The sequence below is a fragment of the Stenotrophomonas sp. 85239_Sma genome, assembly GCF_056481725.1.
On sequence record NZ_CM151163.1, the window covers coordinates 3,830,060 to 3,846,528 of the forward strand.

A 16,469-nucleotide genomic window follows, 5' to 3' on the forward strand; every position below is an offset into this window, starting at 1 on the left:
CGCCATCATTGTTCCGGCCAGGCGCCCCTTCTTGTTGAAGGGGCGCGCCGAAGGCGGGGGTAAAGGAAGAATGCGTGGGCAGCGGAAGGAAAAGAAGGCTTATGCCTTCTTTTCCGCTTCCAGCTGCTTGCGGATCTGCGCATCGACCGCCGCAATCGCGGTCATGTTCAGGATCCGGCGCGAGGTCGCGCTGGTGGTCAGGATATGCACCGGCTTGTTCACGCCCATCAGGATCGGGCCGATCGCCACGCCGTCGGTGAACACGCGCACCAGGTTGTAGGCGATGTTGGCCGCTTCCAGGTTCGGCAGCACGAACAGGTTGGCGCGGCCCTGCAGGGTCGAGCCCGGCAGCAGCTTCTGGCGCAGCGCTTCATCCCACGCGGTGTCACCCTGCATTTCGCCATCCACGTTCAGACGCGGGTTGCGCTTGAGCAGCAGCTCGCGCACCTGGCGCATCTTCAGCGCGTCCTTCGAATCATGGCTGCCGAAGTTGGAGTGCGACAGCAGCGCGACCTTCGGCTCGATGCCGAACAGCTTCATGCGGTAGGCCGCCTGCAGGGTCGCTTCGCACAGCTGCTCGGCGGTCGGGTCTTCCTGCACGTGGGTATCGACGAAGAAGAACACGCCCTGCTGGTTGATCACGCCGGTCATCGCCGAGGTCGAGGTGACCTTCGGCTCCAGCGGCAGCACGCTGCGCACGTAGCCCAGCTTCTTGTGGAAGCGGCCGACGATGCCGGTCAGCATCGCATCGGCTTCGCCACGCGCCACCATCACCGCGGCGATCAGGGTCGGGCGTGAACGCATCAGGTTCTTCGCCGCGGCCACGGTCACGCCACGACGGCCGGTCAGGCCATGGTAGTACTGCCAGTACTCGTTGAAGCGCGGGTCGTCGTTGATGTTGGTGACTTCAACGTTCTCGCCGATCTTCAGGCGCAGGCCGAGGCGCTCGATGCGCGATTCGATCACTTCCGGGCGGCCGATCAGGATCGGGTGCGCCAGGCCGTCATCGACCACGTTCTGCACCGCCTGCAGCACCACTTCCTCTTCGCCTTCGGCATACACCACGCGCTGCTTGTCGCTGCGCGCGCGGTCGTAGACCGGCTTCATCATCAGGCTGGTGCGGTAGACGAACTGGGCCAGCTTGTCGCGGTAGGCGCCCATGTCGTCGATCGGGCGCGAGGCCACGCCCGAGTCCATCGCGGCCTGGGCCACGGCGGCCGACAGCTCCACCAGCAGGCGGCGGTCGAACGGGCGCGGGATCAGGTATTCACGGCCGAAGCTCGGGGTGTCGCCGCCGTAGGCCGAGCCCATGTCGGTGGCAGCACGGCGAGCCAGTGCGGCGATGGCGCGCACGCAGGCGATCTTCATTTCCTCGTTGATCGCGGTGGCGCCCACGTCCAGCGCGCCACGGAACAGGTACGGGAAGCACAGTACGTTGTTGACCTGGTTCGGGTAGTCCGAACGGCCGGTGCCGATGATCGCGTCCGGACGGGCGGCGCGCGCCAGTTCCGGCATGATTTCCGGGGTCGGGTTGGCCAGCGCGAAGATCACCGGATCCGGCGCCATGGTCTTGACCATCTCGGCAGTCAGGATGCCCGGTGCCGACAGGCCCAGGAAGATGTCCGCGCCGTCGACGATCTCGGCCAGGGTGCGCTTGTCGGTGTCGCGCGCATAACGCTGCTTTTCCGGGTCCAGGTCGGTGCGACCGGTGTGGATCACGCCCTCGCGGTCGAAGGCCAGGATGTTCTCCGGCTTCAGGCCCAGCTGCACCAGCATGTTCACGCAGGAAATGCCGGCCGCGCCCATGCCCGTGGTCGCCAGCTTCACTTCCTCGATCTTCTTGCCGGTGATGGCCATGGCGTTGAGCACGGCGGCGCCGACGATGATCGCGGTGCCGTGCTGGTCGTCATGGAACACCGGGATCTTCATGCGCTCGCGCAGCTTGCGCTCGACCACGAAGCATTCCGGCGCCTTGATGTCTTCCAGGTTGATGCCGCCGAAGGTCGGCTCCAGCGAGGCGATGATGTCGACCAGCTTGTCCGGGTCGGTCTCATCGACTTCGATGTCGAACACGTCGATGCCGGCGAACTTCTGGAACAGCACGCCCTTGCCTTCCATCACCGGCTTGCCGGCCAGCGCACCGATGTTGCCCAGGCCCAGCACCGCGGTGCCGTTGGAGATCACCGCCACCAGGTTGCCGCGGGCGGTCAGCTCGCTGGCCTGCTGCGGGTCGGCCTTGATCGCTTCACAGGCGTACGCCACGCCCGGCGAATACGCCAGCGACAGGTCGCGCTGGGTCAGCATGGGCTTGGTAGCGGAAACCTTGATCTTTCCCGGCGGGGACATCCGGTGGTAATCGAGGGCGGCCTGTTTGAAATCTTCGTTGGACATCGATGTGGGTTACATGAATGGGCAGAAGGGACAGGGGATGATACCCCCGTTGGAGCGTCTGGACCTGTCGCTATCCTGTCGCAAGCATGCTGCGACCGCACAATTCCGTGCCGTATGCGACGGTACCGCGACACCAGCTTCGGCGCTGCCCATGACAGCCATGGGACGCCCTGAAACGCCGCGGGGCCGTGCCACTGTCGTGACCGGCCCCGCGGTACCACACACCTGGATCAGCCCTTGGCCGGCAGCGCCTCTGGCAGCGCATCGACCGGCGGCGGCAGTTCGCTTTCACGGCCATCCAGCGCCAGCTTCAGGCGATTGCGGTCCAGCGCGCCTTCCCAGCGCGAGACCACCACGGTGGCCACGGCATTGCCGATGAAGTTGGTCAGCGAGCGGCACTCGCTCATGAAGCGGTCCACGCCCAGGATCAGCGCCATGCCGGCCACCGGCACTTCCGGCACCACGGCCAGTGTGGCGGCCAGGGTGATGAAGCCGGCACCGGTGACACCGGCCGCGCCCTTGGAGCTGAGCATGGCGACCAGCAGCAGGGCGATCTGGTGGCCCAGGGTCAGTTCGGTGTTGGTGGCCTGGGCGATGAACAGTGCCGCCAGGGTCATGTAGATATTGGTGCCGTCCAGGTTGAACGAGTAGCCGGTCGGGACCACCAGGCCCACCACCGACTTGCTGCAGCCGGCACGTTCCATCTTCTCCATCAGCGACGGCAGCGCCGACTCCGACGAGGACGTGCCCAGCACCAGCAGCAGTTCGGCCTTCAGGTAGCGCGCCAGCTTGAACACCGAGAAGCCGCACAGGCGGCAGACCACGCCGAGGATCACCGCCACGAACAGGAAGGCGGTGAGGTAGAACGAGCCCACCAGCCAGGCCAGGTTGATCAGCGAACCGACGCCGTACTTGCCAATGGTGAAGGCGATTGCACCGAAGGCACCGATCGGAGCGGCCTTCATCAGGATGTGCACCAGCTTGAACACCGGAGCGACCAGCGCCTCCAGGAAGTTCACGATCGGCTTGCCCTTCTCGCCCACCGATGCCAGCGCGATGCCGAACAGCACGGCCACGAACAACACCTGCAGGATGTTGCCATCGACGAACGCGCTGAGCAGCGTCTTCGGGATGATGTCCATCAGGAAGCCGACCAGGGTCAGGTCATGCGACTTCTTGACGTAGTTGTTGACGTCGGTCTGGTCCAGGTCGAGCGGATTGATGTTCATGCCCGCGCCGGGCTGCACCACGTGCGCCACGATCATGCCGACGACCAGCGCCAGCGTGGAGAAGAACAGGAAATACACCATCGCCTTGATGAACACACGGCCCACGGTGCGCAGGTGGGTCATTCCCGCGATGCCGGTGACGATGGTCAGGAAGATCACCGGCGCGATGATCATCTTCACCAGGTTGATGAAGGCATCGCCGAGCGGCTTCATCTTCTCGCCGACCAGCGGTTCGTAGTGGCCGAGGATGGCGCCCAGGACGATCGCCACGATCACCTGGAAGTACAGCTGGCGATAGATCGGCAACGGCTTTGCAGGCACCGGTGCTGCGGTCGGGATGTGCATGGCGGACTCCGGAAGGGGCGTTTTCAGGCACGTACGGCCCCGGGACTGCACGGGAACCGTAACCGTGGAAACTGCTCGCAGGCCCTGTGCTGCACGCGCGGGGGGTGCGACCAATGGACGCCTTTGTACGCGCTGGGCACGCTGGCGCAGATAACCTATTGGTACTAGCCCCCCGGTTCAGGTGGCCGCGATGCCTACACTGGCGCCGCACCGCCCGATCACGGGGAGGCCGGTGGCCCGAGCTGAACGGCCGGGCGCGTCATTGCGAAAGTTCCGGCCGTTGCGGCCGTTGTTGTCCTGTCCACACGCAATCTGAGAGAGCCGCACCCAACATGCGCCCGATTCCCACCTTGCTGGCCCTGTCGCTGGCCGCGCTTCCCGCCTTCGCTTCGGCTGCCGATTTCGACAACTGGCCGACCAAGTACGCCTTCGGCGACGGCACCGAGCTGGCGGCCACCGCCAACATCGCCTACGACTACAACGATTTCTCCTCGGGCAGTGGCCTCGAGGACGACGACGCCGTGCGCCGCAAGGAGTTCGGCGCGACGCTGAAGAAGAAGGGCGTCTATGACGCGATGGTCTACTACGACTTCCAGTCCGACACCTGGCTGGACGTGTTCGTGCGCTTGGAGAGCAAGGCCTTCTTCGGCCGTGACGTCGGCCGCTTCCGCTTCGGCTACATGAAGACTCCGGTCGGCCTGGACGCGAACACGTCCTCGCGCGCCGGCACGTTCCTGGAAACCGCGCTGCCGGTGCAGGCCTTCTACGCCGGCCGCCGTACCGGCGTGGAATGGGTGCTGGAGCGCCCGCAGTACCTGCTGCAGGCCGGCGCCTATGGCGGCAAGGACCTGCAGGGTGACAACCCCGGCACCACCCAGGCCGTGCGTGCGGTGTGGACGCCGGTGAAGGCACCGGGTGATGTGATCCACCTGGGCCTGGCCTACTCGCAGGAGAATCCGCGTGGCTACAGCGATGGCCGCGACGTGCACCACGAGGCCAGCGCCCGCCTGCGCGCGCGCCCGGAAGCCGGCCTGACCGACATCCGCTACGTCGATTCCGGTGCGCTGGTCACCGCCGACCAGATCCGCCGCACCGGCCTGGAAGGCATCTGGATCCGCGGCCCGTTCTCGCTGCAGGCCGAAGCCCTGCGCGCTACGGTCACCCGCCATGACGGCAAGCCCGACTACACCGGCAGCGGCCAGTACGCGATGGCCAGCTGGGTGCTGACCGGCGAATCGCGCCCGTACAACGCCGGCGCGGTGGCCAACATCAAGCCTGCACACAACTACGGGGCAGTCGAACTGGTAGCCCGCTACAGCCGCCTGGATCTCGATGACGGCGACATCCTCGGTGGCCGCCAGCATGACCTCACCCTGGGTGCGAACTGGTACCTGACCAGCCACTTCAAGTTCCAGGCCAACTACGTGAAGGTCGACGCCAGCCGTCGTGGCGTGCACAGCACGCCGGAGATCTTCGAACTGCGCGCGCAGATGCACTTCTGACCCCTTCCACGTCAGACCCCGGCGGGCGTGCACGCCACGCCCGCCGGCCCTGCGTAGACTGCCGCCATGTATTGGCTCAGCCGCCATCGGATGCTGTTGCTGACCCTGCTGGTGATGGTCGGTGGCACCATGCTGTGCGCGGTTGCAGCAGGCCATTACGCCTGGCGCCGCGCACTCGGCGAGGAAAGCAGCCAGGTGCAACGCCAGCTGCAGCTGTACGGCCAGGGCCTGAAGCAGCGTATCGACCGTTTCGGTACGCTGCCGCAGGTGCTGGCGCTTGATCCGGATCTTCTGCATGCACTGCGCGTGCCGCCCTCGCCTGTTGAACGGCAGCGGCTGAACCTCAAGCTGCAACGCGCCAATGAAGTCACCCGTGCCTCTACCCTGACCCTGGTCGGCCACGACGGCGTGGCGGTGGCGGCCAGCAACTGGGACCAGCCGACCACCAACGTCGGCGAGAACTACAGCTACCGCCCCTACTACCGCCAGGCGCTGGCGCAGGGCCGTGGCCGCTTCTACGGCATCGGCATGACCACCGGCGTGCCCGGCTATTACCTTTCGCAGGCCATTGAAGAAGATGGCAAGCGGCTGGGCGTGGTGGTGATCAAGGTCGAGTTGTCCGCACTGGAACAGGAATGGTTGAGCAGCCCCGACGTGGTGCTGGCCAGCGACGACCACGACGTGGTGTTCCTGGCCAACCGTGACAGCTGGCGCTACCGGCTGCTGCGCCCGCTGGGCGCCGATGAGCGCCGCGAGATGCTGGACGCCCGCCAGTACGCCGACCGTACATTGCAGCCGCTGCGCGCACGCACCGAAGACGTGCTGGCCGACGGCGGCCGCATGGTGCGCCTGCTGGACCCGGCGCTGCCGCAGCCGATGCTGTGGCAGAGCCTGCCGCTGCCCGCCGAAGGCTGGAACCTGCACTTGCTGCACGACGCCAGTGCCGCCACCGCTGCCGGCCGCGCTGCGGCACTCACCGGTGGCGCCGCATGGCTGGCACTGGGCTTCCTGGTGCTGTTCGTGCAGCAGCGCCGGCGCTTGGCCAAGCATCGCCTGCGCAGCCGCCGCGAGCTGGAAACCCTGCTCAAGCAGCATGCACAGGAACTGCGCACCGCGCAGGATGGCCTGCTGCAGGCCGCCACCGATGCCGACAGCGGCCTCAGCCGCAGCCTCGAACACCTGCCGCAGGGCGTGGTGGTGATCGACCGGGACCTGCGCCTGGTCGCGTGGAATTCGCGCTATCTGGAACTGTTCCGCTTCCCGTTGGACCTGGTGCGCGTGGGCCGGCCGATCGAAGACCTGTTCCGCTTCAATGCACGCCGTGGCCTGCTCGGTCCCGGCCCGGTGGACGAGGCCATCGAGCGCCGCCTGAACCACCTGCGCAGCGGCCGCCCGCACATGCGCGAGAGCGAGAAGGACGACGGCACGGTGCTGGAGATCCGTGGCAATCCCCTGCCCGATGGCGGCTTCGTCACCAGCTACGCCGACATCACCAGCTACAAGAACGCGGCGCGTGAACTGCGCTCGCTGGCCGATGCGCTGGAGCACCGCATCGCCGAGCGTACCCACGACCTGGACGAAGCACGCCGCGAAGCCGAGCAGGCCAACCGCTACAAGACCCGCTTCGTCGCCTCGGCGGTGCACGACCTGCTGCAGCCGCTCAACGCGGCGCGCATGTTCGTCTCGGTGCTGCGCGGCAAGCTGGGCGACCCGTCGCAGCAGCAGACCGCCGATCACATCGATGCCGCGCTGGCGGCACAGGATGCGATCCTCAACAGCCTGCTTGACATTGCGCGGCTGGAATCGGGCAGTCTCCCCACCCGCGTGCAGGCGTTCCGGCTGGGCCCGCTGCTGCAGACGCTGGCGCGCGAGTTCGGTATCGCCGCGCACTCACGCGGCCTGGTGGTCGACTGGGTTGATACCAATGCCGTGGTGGTCAGCGATGAAGCGCTGCTGCGGCGCATCCTGCAGAATTTCCTGTCCAATGCACTGCGCTACAGCGAACGCGGCCGCGTGCTGCTCGGCTGCCGTCGCCGCGAAGGCATGCTGTGGATCGAAGTGCACGATCAGGGTCCCGGCATTCCCGACGCGTTGCAGGGCGAGATCTTCGAGGAGTTCCGCCGTCTGCACGACGGCCAACAGCGCGGTGCCGGCCTTGGCTTGGCCATTGTCGACCGCATCGGCCGCCTGCTCGGGCATCCGATCCGGCTGCGCTCGCAGCTGGGCCAGGGCAGCGTATTCGCCGTAGGCGTGCCGTTCGGTGAAGCCAGCGCGATTCCCGCCTCTGCACCCGCGCCGGTACTGGCGCAGGAACCGGCCGCGGACAATCCACTGCGCGGGCGCCGAGTGTGGGTGATCGACGACGACCCGCACGTGTGCGCGGCCAGCCGCGCGCTGCTGGAGCGCTGGGGCTGCGAGGTGTCTCTGGCCGATGGCCCACAGGCGGCTCTGCAGTTGGCCAGTACAGCAACCGTGCCGGAGCTGGTGTTGCTGGACGTGCGCATGGGCGATCACCACGGGCCGGTGCTGTACGAGACATTGGCCGAACTGTGGCAGGCCCGTCCGCCGGTGGTGCTGGTCACTGCCGAGCGCGATGCGGGATTGCGTGAGATGGCCGCCGAGCGTGGCTGGGGGATGATGGCCAAGCCGGTGAAGCCGCCGGCGCTGCGGGCGCTGATGAGTCAGTTGCTGATCCGGCATCGCGGGTAGTTTCCAGCCAACGGCGCAGCCCCTCGTGGGTGGTGTCTGGTTGGTCGTGGAAAGCAAAAGCCGTGGGGGGGCCGGTCGGGTTGGGTGCGCGGGGGACGCCGTGAATCCGTCCCTGGAGGCTTGGCAGCCGCATCCATGCGGCTGACACCCCCGCGAACCCAACCCGACCGGCCTCTGACAGATTTCGGTGGCCTGCCACCCACGGAGAAGAAAAAGAAGATCAAAAGCGGATCGCGCGCTGCGCTTGCTCGTGTAAAGCCGAGCACATGCTCGGCTTCGCGGACCGGCCAGGCTGCCTTTGCTTTTGATCTTCTTTTCTCTTCCGTGGATGGATGCGCAAGGAACCTGTCCGTGGCCGGGCAGGTGGGCTGCGCAGGGGCGTGAGCCGCATGGATGCGGCGACCGAGCTTACATGGACGTACTTGCAGCGGCCCCTGCGCAGTCCACCTGCCCGGCCTCACCCATGACTGCTCTACGTGTCCACCCACGAGGGGCTGCGCCGTTGGCTGGAAACTACAACCCAACCCCGGCGTCGCCCTCAGGCTCCAGCGCCTTCACCAGCACCGCTGCCTGCGTTCGGCTATGGCACTCGAGCTTCTTCAGGATCGCGGTGACATGCACCTTCACCGTGTTCTCGGCCAGCCCCAGCGTGTAGGCGATCTGCTTGTTGAGCAGGCCATCGGCCAGGCACAGCAGCACGCGGAACTGCTGCGGGGTCAGCTGCGCCAGGCGGCTGGCCAGCAGCGCGTCGGCCTCCGAGCGCTCGGCGGCCATCGCCGGGAACCACAGGCCACCATCGAGCACCGCCTGCACGGCCTCGCCGATGGTCTCGGCCGGGGCCGACTTCGGGATGAAACCGGCCGCGCCGAACTGCTGGGCGCGGCGGATCACCCGCGGATGGTCGTTGGACGAGAGAATCACCACCGGAATGTCCGGATGCGAGCCACGCACATGCAGCAGCGCTGAAAAGCCGTGCGCGCCAGGCATGGTCAGGTCGAGCAGCACCAGGTCCACGTCCGGCTGGACGTCGAGCGCCTCGGCCAGCGCCTCAGCGCTGGCGACCTCGCGCACCTGCGCCAGCGGCAGGCTCTGCCGCAATGACTGCACCACCGCCGAACGCAGCAGCGGGTGGTCATCGGCGATCAGGATGGTGTATTCGCTCATGCCGCCATTGTACGGGCAGGCCGCCGCGTCAGCGCCCCGCCGGTTCCACGCTGCTGCGCCAGGCATCAAGGAACTGGCGGCGCTTGAGCGCATCCAGGTACACCAGCAGGCCCGGGCCGAGCTGGATCGGACGGCGGCTGCGGCCCGGCGCATCATCGCCACGAGCATCGCCGGTCACGATCGGCATCAGGCGCGCTTCGCGCGAGAGCACCTGCTGGCCACGCGGCGACAGCAGGTAATCGAGGAAGCGCCGGGCCTCCTCCGGATGCGGGCCAGTCCGCGGAATCACGGCGGTGCGCAGCACCACCAGCGTGTAGTCCTCGGGTTCAACGATGGCCAGCGGCGCGCCGGCATCGACGCGTGCCTGCGCGTAGGAGCCGAGCACGTTGTAGACCAGCGACAGCTGGCCGCTGGCCACCTTGTCCAGCAGCACGCCGGTGCGCTCCTCGCGGACCACGTCGTTGTCGCCGAGCGCACCCAGCAACGCGCCGGCGATGCTGCCACGCTGCGCATCCTGGGTCGCCAGCAGATAGCCGACACTGCTGCGTTCGATGTCATAGGTGCCGACCTTCCCGCGCAGCGGTGCGCCCTCGGCGCGCAGCCGGTCCAGCAGCTGGCGGCGCGTGTGCGGCACCTTTGCCGAAGGCATCGCGCGGGTGTTGTAGACCATCACCACCGGCTCGTAGCTGATGCCGAACGCCTCGTTGCGCCACTGTGCCCAGGCCGGCAGCGCAGCGGTCTGCGCCGAACGGTGCGGCAGCGCATGGCCATCGTTGACCAGCTTGGTCTGCAGGTCCATGCCGCTTGAGATCAGCAGGTCCGGCGACGCCGGCCCGGCACGGTCATGCAGGTACCGCGCGTACAGGTCCTGGGTGATGATGTCCTCGTACACCACCTCGGTGCCTGGGTGCAGACGCTGGTAGTCGGCAATGACCACCGCGAACACTTCGATGTCGGTGGTGCCGTGGATGCGCAGCTGCGCGGTGGCCGCTCCCTGTGCGGGAAAACGGCGCACATCCCCCGGCGCGGCCAGCACCGGCAGGGCCAGCAGCAGGGCAACGGCCGTGGCGAACAGGCGGATCATGAACTGCTCCGTGGCAGGCGGATGGTGGCGATCAGCCCGCCCTGCGGGCGGTTGCTGAGGTCGATGCGGCCGCCATGGCTGTCGACCACCCGCTTGACGATGGCCAGGCCGAGTCCGGCGCCGCCGGATGGCGCACCTTCGCCACGGGCGAAGCGTTCGAACACGCGCTCGGCATCGGCGGCCGCGATGCCTGCGCCATGATCGGCGATGGTCAGCACGGCCTGCTCGCCTTCCACGGTCAGGGCGATCTGCAATGCGCCGTCGCCGCCGTACTTCAGTGCGTTGTCGACCAGGTTCTTGATCGCCTCGCGCAGCAGCAGCGCATCGCCATGCACCTGTACAGGCTCAGCGGTCATCGCCAGCTGCACGCGCGGCGCCGGGCCGGCCTGCGGCAGCGCTTCATGCAGGGCCTGGTGCACGGTCTCGGCCAGGTCCACGGCAGCAAAGCGCTGCAGGTGCGAACGATGGATCACGCTGGCATCGCTGAGCAGCTGGTTGAGCAGCCGGCTCATGTGGGTGGCGTTGCGCTCGATCGCCTGCAGGCTGCGCCGCATGTCCTCCGGGTCATCATCGTCCAGCGCCAGCTGTGCCTGCGCGCGCAATGCCGCCAACGGCGTGCGCATCTGGTGCGCGGCCTCGGCCATGAACGCGCGCAGCGTCTCGTTGCTGCTGGACAGGCGCTCCATGAAACGGTTCAGCGCCGCCACCATCTGGTCCATCTCGCGCGGCACGCGGGCATCCAGCGGCTTCAGGTCGGACGGTTCGCGGCGCGACAGCTCGCGCTCCACCCGCACCAGCGGCCGGAACGCACGATGCACGCCGAACGCCACCAGTGCCAGCAGCAGCCCGGACAACACACCGATCGCCAGCAATGCACGATTGACCATGTCCTGCGCGACCGCTTCACGCGCACGCCGGGTCTGGCCGACCTGCACCTGTACCTCGCCCTGCGCCGAGGCGGCGGCGAAACTGCGGCCGACCACCACGAAGCGCACGGTCTCACCGCTGTACGCCGCATCGAACAGCTGCGGCTGGGTACCAGGCCGGCGCGGCGGTGCGGGCAGGTCACCGTAGCCGGTGATCAGCGTGCCGCGGCTGTCGGCCACCCGGTAGAACACGCGGTCTTCCGGCGCCATCGCCAGCAGGTCCAGCGCCGCATACGGCAGATCGACCTGCCACTGGCCATCGACCAGGGCCACCGAATCGGCAATGGACAGCGCCGAGGACACCAGCAGGTGATCGTAGGAGCGGTTGGCGGCGCGCTGGCCGTAATCGCGCGCGGCGAACAGCAGGGCCACCGCGAACACCGCCAGCAGCACGCCGAGGTAGAGCAGCAGCGTGCGCCGCAGCGAACCCGGCGCGGGCGTCGCAGCGCGCGCGTCAGCCATCGGCGTCGGTGCTTCCATCACTGGCTTCCAGCAAGTAGCCCACGCCACGCACCGTGGTGATGCGCAGCGGCGCGGCGACCAGCTTCCTGCGCAGGCGGCCGACATACAGTTCGATGGCATTCGGACCGGCCTCATCGTCGAACCCGAACAGGCCGTTGCCGATCTCGTCCTTGCCGACCACCTGGCCAAGGCGGCCGACCAGTATCTCCAGCAGGCGGTATTCGCGGTTGGGCAGTTCGATCGGCTCCCCCTCGAGGCTGACCCGGTGTGCAGCATTGTCGAACTGGAAGCCGCCGATCTGCACCACTTCGCTGGCCTGGCCACGCGCACGCCGCAGCAGCACGCGGCAGCGCGCTTCGAACTCGCGGAAGTCGAACGGCTTGCCCAGGTAGTCGTCGGCGCCCACGTCCAGCGCCTGCACGCGATCTTCGATGCCATCGCGTGCGGTCAGCATCAGCACCGGCGTGCTGTCGCCGCGCTCGCGCATGCCGGCCAGCACACGCAAGCCATCGAGCTTGGGCAGGCCGATATCCAGCACCACCAGGTCGAAGCTCTGGTAGCGCAGCACGCTGGCAGCGGCCAGGCCATCGGCCTGCCAGTCCACGGCGTGCCCGCTGCGGCGCATCCGGCGGATGATCGCATCGGCCAGATCCGGGTTGTCTTCGACCAGCAGCAGGCGCATGGGCACACGGGTGGGAGGGGAACCGAATGCTACCGCATGCCGCCGCCGCGCTTGCCGGGCGTGGCCCAGGGAGCGCAGCAGCCGCTTTTACGCTGCACCGCACAAATCGTTGACAGGACGATGACAGCTTGCCCGACCCAGACTGCGGCCGCGCACCGTCCGGTGCCCACGATTGCCGCGCGCCTGGCGCGCACCTGGGAGGGTTTGTGGAATTCACGTTTGCCTGGCGGCGTCCTGCCGCCATGATGGCCTTGGCTGCACTGTCGGCGCCGGCCTTCGCCGCCGAAGACGACCGCCCGGTCACCGCCAGCCTCGGTGGCCGCCTGCACCTGGACTTCGCCACCTTCGACAACGACAACCGCGGCACCCCGAACAAGGACGACACCGAGATCCGCCGCGCCTGGCTGGACGTGTCCGGCAAGTTCTTCGTGGTCGACTACAAGCTGGAAGCGGACTTCTCCGGCGACCGCGTCGAGGCCAAGGACGTGTACCTGGCGCGCAGCTTCGGCAAGGCCGGCAAGCTGACCGTGGGCCAGTTCAAGCAGTACTTCTCGCTGGATGACCGCACCAGCTCCAACTACGGCAGCTTCCTGGAGCGCGGCAACGCCGGCACTACGCTGGCGCCGCTGTACCGCCTGGGTGCGTCGTGGCAGGCCAACCCGGGGGACTTCACCTGGGCGGCCAGCCTCTACAGCCTGGAGAGCATCGACGCCTGGCAGGTGAAGGGCCGCGCCGCCGGTGGCCGCGTCACCTGGGCCCCCTCGCCCAGCGATGGCGACGTGCTGCACCTGGGCCTGTCGCTGGCCCGCGAGGCCTATGACAACCCGGGCGCCAACGGCGTGCCCGGCCTGCGCATCCGCCCGCGCCCGGCCGGCCACCTGTCCGACGAGAGCCGCCTGACCCTGGTCGACTTCTCCGCTGGCCGCGATACCGACGTCAACAAGTGGTCGCTGGAATACGCGCAGGTGCGCGGCCCGCTGTCGTGGCAGGGCGAGTTCAGCGGTGCCACCTTTGATGACGGCGCCCAGCGTGGCGACGTGATGGCGGCCTACGGCATGCTCAGCTGGTTCGTCACCGGCGAAAGCCGCGCCTACGACCGCAAGACCGGCCGCTTCGCGCGGGTCAAGGACATCCGCCACAAGGCCGGTGCCTTCGAAGTGGCGCTGCGCTACGACCAGATGTGGGGCGCACAGCACCTCGACGGTGCATCCGACCTGCGCCGTGGCAGCACCGAAGCGTGGACGCTGGGCGGCAACTGGTACCTGCGCGACAACCTTCGCTTCATGCTCAACGTGATCGAAAGCCGCAACCGCGACCGCCTGGCCGGGGTCACGGTGGACCGCACGCGCGCGGTCACCGGCCGCCTGCAGTACGACTTCTAAGCCCGGCATTCCGGGCACGCCGCCCGGGCCCCTTCCACTCCCCCACGTCCTGTTTCCGCAAGGAGTCCGCAGATGATGCTGAGCATCCTCGGCTTTGGCATGGTCATTACGTTCATGTACTTGATCATGAGCAAACGCCTGTCGCCGCTCGTCGCCCTGATCACCATTCCCATCCTGTTCGCGCTGATCGGCGGCTTCGGCGCCGGCATCGACGAGATGATGCTGGAGGGCATCAAGAAGATCGCGCCGACCGGCGTGATGCTGATGTTCGCCATCCTCTACTTCGGCGTGATGATCGACGCCGGCCTGTTCGATCCGCTGGTGCGGGTGATCCTGCGCTTCGTCAAGGGCGACCCGATGAAGATCGTGCTCGGCACCGCCGTGCTGGCGATGCTGATCTCGCTCGACGGTGATGGCTCGACCACCTACATGATCACCGTCTCGGCGATGCTGCCGCTGTACCAGCGGCTGGGCATGAACGCGCTGAACATGACCTGCGTGACCATCCTCGCCGGCGGCGTGATGAACCTGACCCCGTGGGGCGGCCCGACCGCACGCGCGGCCACCGCGCTGCACGTGGACCCGGCCGATGTGTTCGTGCCGCTGATCCCGTCGATGGTGATCGCCTGTGCCGGCGTGCTGCTGCTGGCCTGGTACCTGGGCCTGAAGGAACGCCGCCGCCTCGGCGTGGTGACCCTGCCCAAGGGTGGCAGCTGGATGGACAACAGCGTGTCCGACGACAGCAACGCGCTGCCGACCGTGGAAGACGCCGAGGACATCAAGCGGCCGAAGCTGCTGTGGGTGAACCTGGCCCTGACCGTGGCGCTGATGACCGCGCTGATCATCGGCGTGCTGCCGATGCCGGTGCTGTTCATGGTCGGCTTCGCCATCGCCCTGGTGATCAACTACCCGAACCTGGCCGAGCAGCGCCGCCGCGTGGTCAACCACGCCGGCAACGTGCTGTCGGTGGTGTCGCTGATCTTCGCCGCAGGCATCTTCACCGGCATCCTCAACAACACCGGCATGGTCGAAGCGATGTCGCACAGCTTCTTGGCGGTGATTCCGGAATCGTGGGGCCCGTACCTGGCGGTGATCACGGCGGTGGCATCGATGCCGTTCACCTTCTTCATGTCCAACGACGCGTTCTACTTCGGCGTGCTGCCGATCCTGTCCGAGGCCGCCGGCAACTACGGCATCACCCCGGTGGAAATGGCGCGTGCCTCGCTGGCCGGACAGCCGGTGCACCTGCTCAGCCCGCTGGTGCCGTCCACCTACCTGCTGGTGGGCCTGGCCAAGGTCGAATTCGCCGACCACCAGAAATTCACCCTGAAGTGGGCCATCGCCATCTCGATGCTGCTGATGATCGGCAGCCTGTTGTTCGGCCTGTACCCGCTCGCTGCCTGACCCCTTACCAAGGAGCCTTCTGCAATGACGCTTCGAATCGCTTACGTCACCAGCGGCATGGGCAGTGTCGGTACTGCCATCTGCCAGAGCCTGGCCCGCAGCGGCCACACCGTGGTCGCCGGTTGCGCGCCGAACTCGCCGCGCAAGGCCAACTGGCTGCGCGAGCAGCGCGAACAGGGCTTCGACTTCATCGCCTCCGAAGGCAACGCCACCGACTGGGCCTCGACCAGCGCCGCGTTCGCCAAGGTCCGCGCTGAAGTCGGTGAAGTGGACGTGCTGGTCAACAATTCCGGCGGCAGCCGCGACCTGCTGTTCCGGCAGATGACGGTGGAGGACTGGAATGCGGTGATCGCCTCCAACCTCAACGCGTTGTTCAACCTGACCAAGCAGGTGGTCGACGGCATGGCCACGCGCGGCTGGGGCCGCATCATCAACATCGGCTCGGTCAGCGCCCACAAGGGCCAGATTGGCCAGGTGAACTACGCCACCGCCAAGGCCGCGATGCATGGCTTCAGTCGTGCGCTGGCCGCGGAAGTGGCCTCGCGCGGGGTCACCGTCAACACGCTGTCGCCGGGCTACATCGCCAGCCAGGCGATCAGCAGCTTCCCGCCTGATGTACTGGACCGGCTGGCCGCCTCGGTACCGGTGCGCCGCTTGGGTCGCCCCGAGGAAGTGGCCGGCCTGTGCGCCTGGCTGGCCTCGGACGAAGCCTCGTACGTGACCGGCGCCGACTATCCGGTCAACGGTGGCCTGTACATGGGTTGAGCCCGTCTCCACGCAACGCGTGGACCGCCTCCCCCACGGAGTGCGCGGGGCCGGTGAACCTTCGCTTGCGAGGGGGATCCGGCCCCTTTTAATTTCTGCATTTCTGAGACGCACTTCCCGATACATCGGCAGAACCGGTGCTATACCTGCCAACGCTCGCTGAGCCCGATGGATGAACGGTCGGAATCGCGGATCAAGGAGGTCGGCATGCGTGCATTGCTGATTGCGCTTCTCGTGGTCGCTACGCTGCTGGCGACACCGGCCCGCGCGGAGCCCCCGCCCATGCGGGTGATCACGGGTCTGGGCTGCCCCGACTGGCTGATCCCAGGCGCGCCCACGCTCGACGCGCAGATCACCGGCCATCCGGAGTAGACCTTCGCCTGGGCTCCCGCGTCCTATACCAATCGCAATCCCATCCGGATCT

At 67.4% G+C, this 16,469-nt stretch carries 12 protein-coding genes; 6 read left to right on the top strand and 6 right to left on the bottom strand.

Translation table 11 applies throughout. The annotated features are described in order from the left end of the window. Positions 1-99: 99 nt before the first annotated feature. Positions 100-2,391, bottom strand: a complete 2,292-nt coding sequence (locus ACYKG1_RS17775) for an NADP-dependent malic enzyme (RefSeq protein WP_262083704.1) — start codon at positions 2,389-2,391, stop codon at positions 100-102. A gap of 230 nt (positions 2,392-2,621) precedes the next feature. Further along, on the bottom strand, positions 2,622-3,965 hold the full coding sequence (locus ACYKG1_RS17780) for a dicarboxylate/amino acid:cation symporter (protein ID WP_100473868.1): 1,344 nt from the start codon (positions 3,963-3,965) through the stop codon (positions 2,622-2,624). A 332-nt stretch (positions 3,966-4,297) separates the two neighbouring features. On the opposite strand from ACYKG1_RS17780, the gene ACYKG1_RS17785 reads away from it, so the two are divergent. Further along, positions 4,298-5,467 carry an OprO/OprP family phosphate-selective porin gene (locus ACYKG1_RS17785; protein ID WP_100473869.1) on the top strand — a complete coding sequence of 390 codons (1,170 nt, stop codon included), beginning with the start codon at positions 4,298-4,300 and terminating at the stop codon, positions 5,465-5,467. A 66-nt stretch (positions 5,468-5,533) separates the two neighbouring features. Next, positions 5,534-8,176 (top strand): hybrid sensor histidine kinase/response regulator, encoded by a 2,643-nt coding sequence (locus tag ACYKG1_RS17790; protein WP_478471034.1) that lies wholly within the window; start codon positions 5,534-5,536, stop codon positions 8,174-8,176. Between the two features lie 513 nt (positions 8,177-8,689). Here ACYKG1_RS17790 and ACYKG1_RS17795 read toward each other — a convergent pair. Genes ACYKG1_RS17795 through ACYKG1_RS17810 form a run of 4 tightly spaced genes read right to left on the bottom strand, consistent with a single transcriptional unit; the run spans position 8,690 to position 12,494 of the window. Next, positions 8,690-9,340 carry a response regulator gene (locus tag ACYKG1_RS17795; RefSeq protein WP_100473871.1) on the bottom strand — a complete coding sequence of 217 codons (651 nt, stop codon included), beginning with the start codon at positions 9,338-9,340 and terminating at the stop codon, positions 8,690-8,692. A 28-nt stretch (positions 9,341-9,368) separates the two neighbouring features. Then, complete coding sequence (locus ACYKG1_RS17800; protein ID WP_100473872.1) at positions 9,369-10,424, bottom strand: ABC transporter substrate-binding protein; 1,056 nt, start codon at positions 10,422-10,424, stop codon at positions 9,369-9,371. After that, positions 10,421-11,812 carry a sensor histidine kinase N-terminal domain-containing protein gene (locus ACYKG1_RS17805; RefSeq protein ID WP_478472764.1) on the bottom strand — a complete coding sequence of 464 codons (1,392 nt, stop codon included), beginning with the start codon at positions 11,810-11,812 and terminating at the stop codon, positions 10,421-10,423. The genes ACYKG1_RS17800 and ACYKG1_RS17805 overlap by 4 nt, the downstream gene beginning before the upstream one ends. Then, entirely contained in the window at positions 11,805-12,494 is a 690-nt protein-coding gene (locus ACYKG1_RS17810) for a response regulator (RefSeq protein WP_478471035.1), read from the bottom strand. Before ACYKG1_RS17810 ends, ACYKG1_RS17805 begins: the two co-directional genes overlap by 8 nt. A gap of 242 nt (positions 12,495-12,736) precedes the next feature. Here ACYKG1_RS17810 and ACYKG1_RS17815 point away from each other — a divergent pair, with 242 nt between their 5' ends. The 4 genes from ACYKG1_RS17815 to ACYKG1_RS17830 all read left to right on the top strand — a co-directional run bounded on the left by ACYKG1_RS17815 (position 12,737) and on the right by ACYKG1_RS17830 (position 16,417). Then, on the top strand, positions 12,737-13,876 hold the full coding sequence (locus ACYKG1_RS17815; RefSeq protein WP_478472766.1) for an OprO/OprP family phosphate-selective porin: 1,140 nt from the start codon (positions 12,737-12,739) through the stop codon (positions 13,874-13,876). A 75-nt stretch (positions 13,877-13,951) separates the two neighbouring features. After that, on the top strand, positions 13,952-15,280 hold the full coding sequence (locus tag ACYKG1_RS17820; RefSeq protein WP_029550722.1) for a CitMHS family transporter: 1,329 nt from the start codon (positions 13,952-13,954) through the stop codon (positions 15,278-15,280). A gap of 24 nt (positions 15,281-15,304) precedes the next feature. Continuing rightward, positions 15,305-16,045, top strand: coding sequence for an acetoacetyl-CoA reductase (gene phbB / locus ACYKG1_RS17825; RefSeq protein WP_005419193.1), 741 nt, complete (start codon positions 15,305-15,307; stop codon positions 16,043-16,045). A 207-nt stretch (positions 16,046-16,252) separates the two neighbouring features. Continuing rightward, complete coding sequence (locus ACYKG1_RS17830) at positions 16,253-16,417, top strand: hypothetical protein (RefSeq protein ID WP_262083701.1); 165 nt, start codon at positions 16,253-16,255, stop codon at positions 16,415-16,417. Positions 16,418-16,469 lie beyond the last annotated feature (52 nt).

Excerpts from the sequence above, each read along its gene's own strand:
- ACYKG1_RS17775 (WP_262083704.1), bottom strand. The coding sequence starts at position 2,391 with ATGTCCAACGAAGATTTCAAACAGGCCGCCCTCGATTACCACCGGATG.
- ACYKG1_RS17780 (WP_100473868.1), bottom strand. The coding sequence starts at position 3,965 with ATGCACATCCCGACCGCAGCACCGGTGCCTGCAAAGCCGTTGCCGATC.
- ACYKG1_RS17785 (WP_100473869.1), top strand. The coding sequence starts at position 4,298 with ATGCGCCCGATTCCCACCTTGCTGGCCCTGTCGCTGGCCGCGCTTCCC.
- ACYKG1_RS17790 (WP_478471034.1), top strand. The coding sequence starts at position 5,534 with ATGTATTGGCTCAGCCGCCATCGGATGCTGTTGCTGACCCTGCTGGTG.
- ACYKG1_RS17795 (WP_100473871.1), bottom strand. The coding sequence starts at position 9,340 with ATGAGCGAATACACCATCCTGATCGCCGATGACCACCCGCTGCTGCGT.
- ACYKG1_RS17800 (WP_100473872.1), bottom strand. The coding sequence starts at position 10,424 with ATGATCCGCCTGTTCGCCACGGCCGTTGCCCTGCTGCTGGCCCTGCCG.
- ACYKG1_RS17805 (WP_478472764.1), bottom strand. The coding sequence starts at position 11,812 with ATGGCTGACGCGCGCGCTGCGACGCCCGCGCCGGGTTCGCTGCGGCGC.
- ACYKG1_RS17810 (WP_478471035.1), bottom strand. The coding sequence starts at position 12,494 with ATGCGCCTGCTGCTGGTCGAAGACAACCCGGATCTGGCCGATGCGATC.
- ACYKG1_RS17815 (WP_478472766.1), top strand. The coding sequence starts at position 12,737 with ATGATGGCCTTGGCTGCACTGTCGGCGCCGGCCTTCGCCGCCGAAGAC.
- ACYKG1_RS17820 (WP_029550722.1), top strand. The coding sequence starts at position 13,952 with ATGCTGAGCATCCTCGGCTTTGGCATGGTCATTACGTTCATGTACTTG.
- phbB (WP_005419193.1), top strand. The coding sequence starts at position 15,305 with ATGACGCTTCGAATCGCTTACGTCACCAGCGGCATGGGCAGTGTCGGT.
- ACYKG1_RS17830 (WP_262083701.1), top strand. The coding sequence starts at position 16,253 with ATGCGTGCATTGCTGATTGCGCTTCTCGTGGTCGCTACGCTGCTGGCG.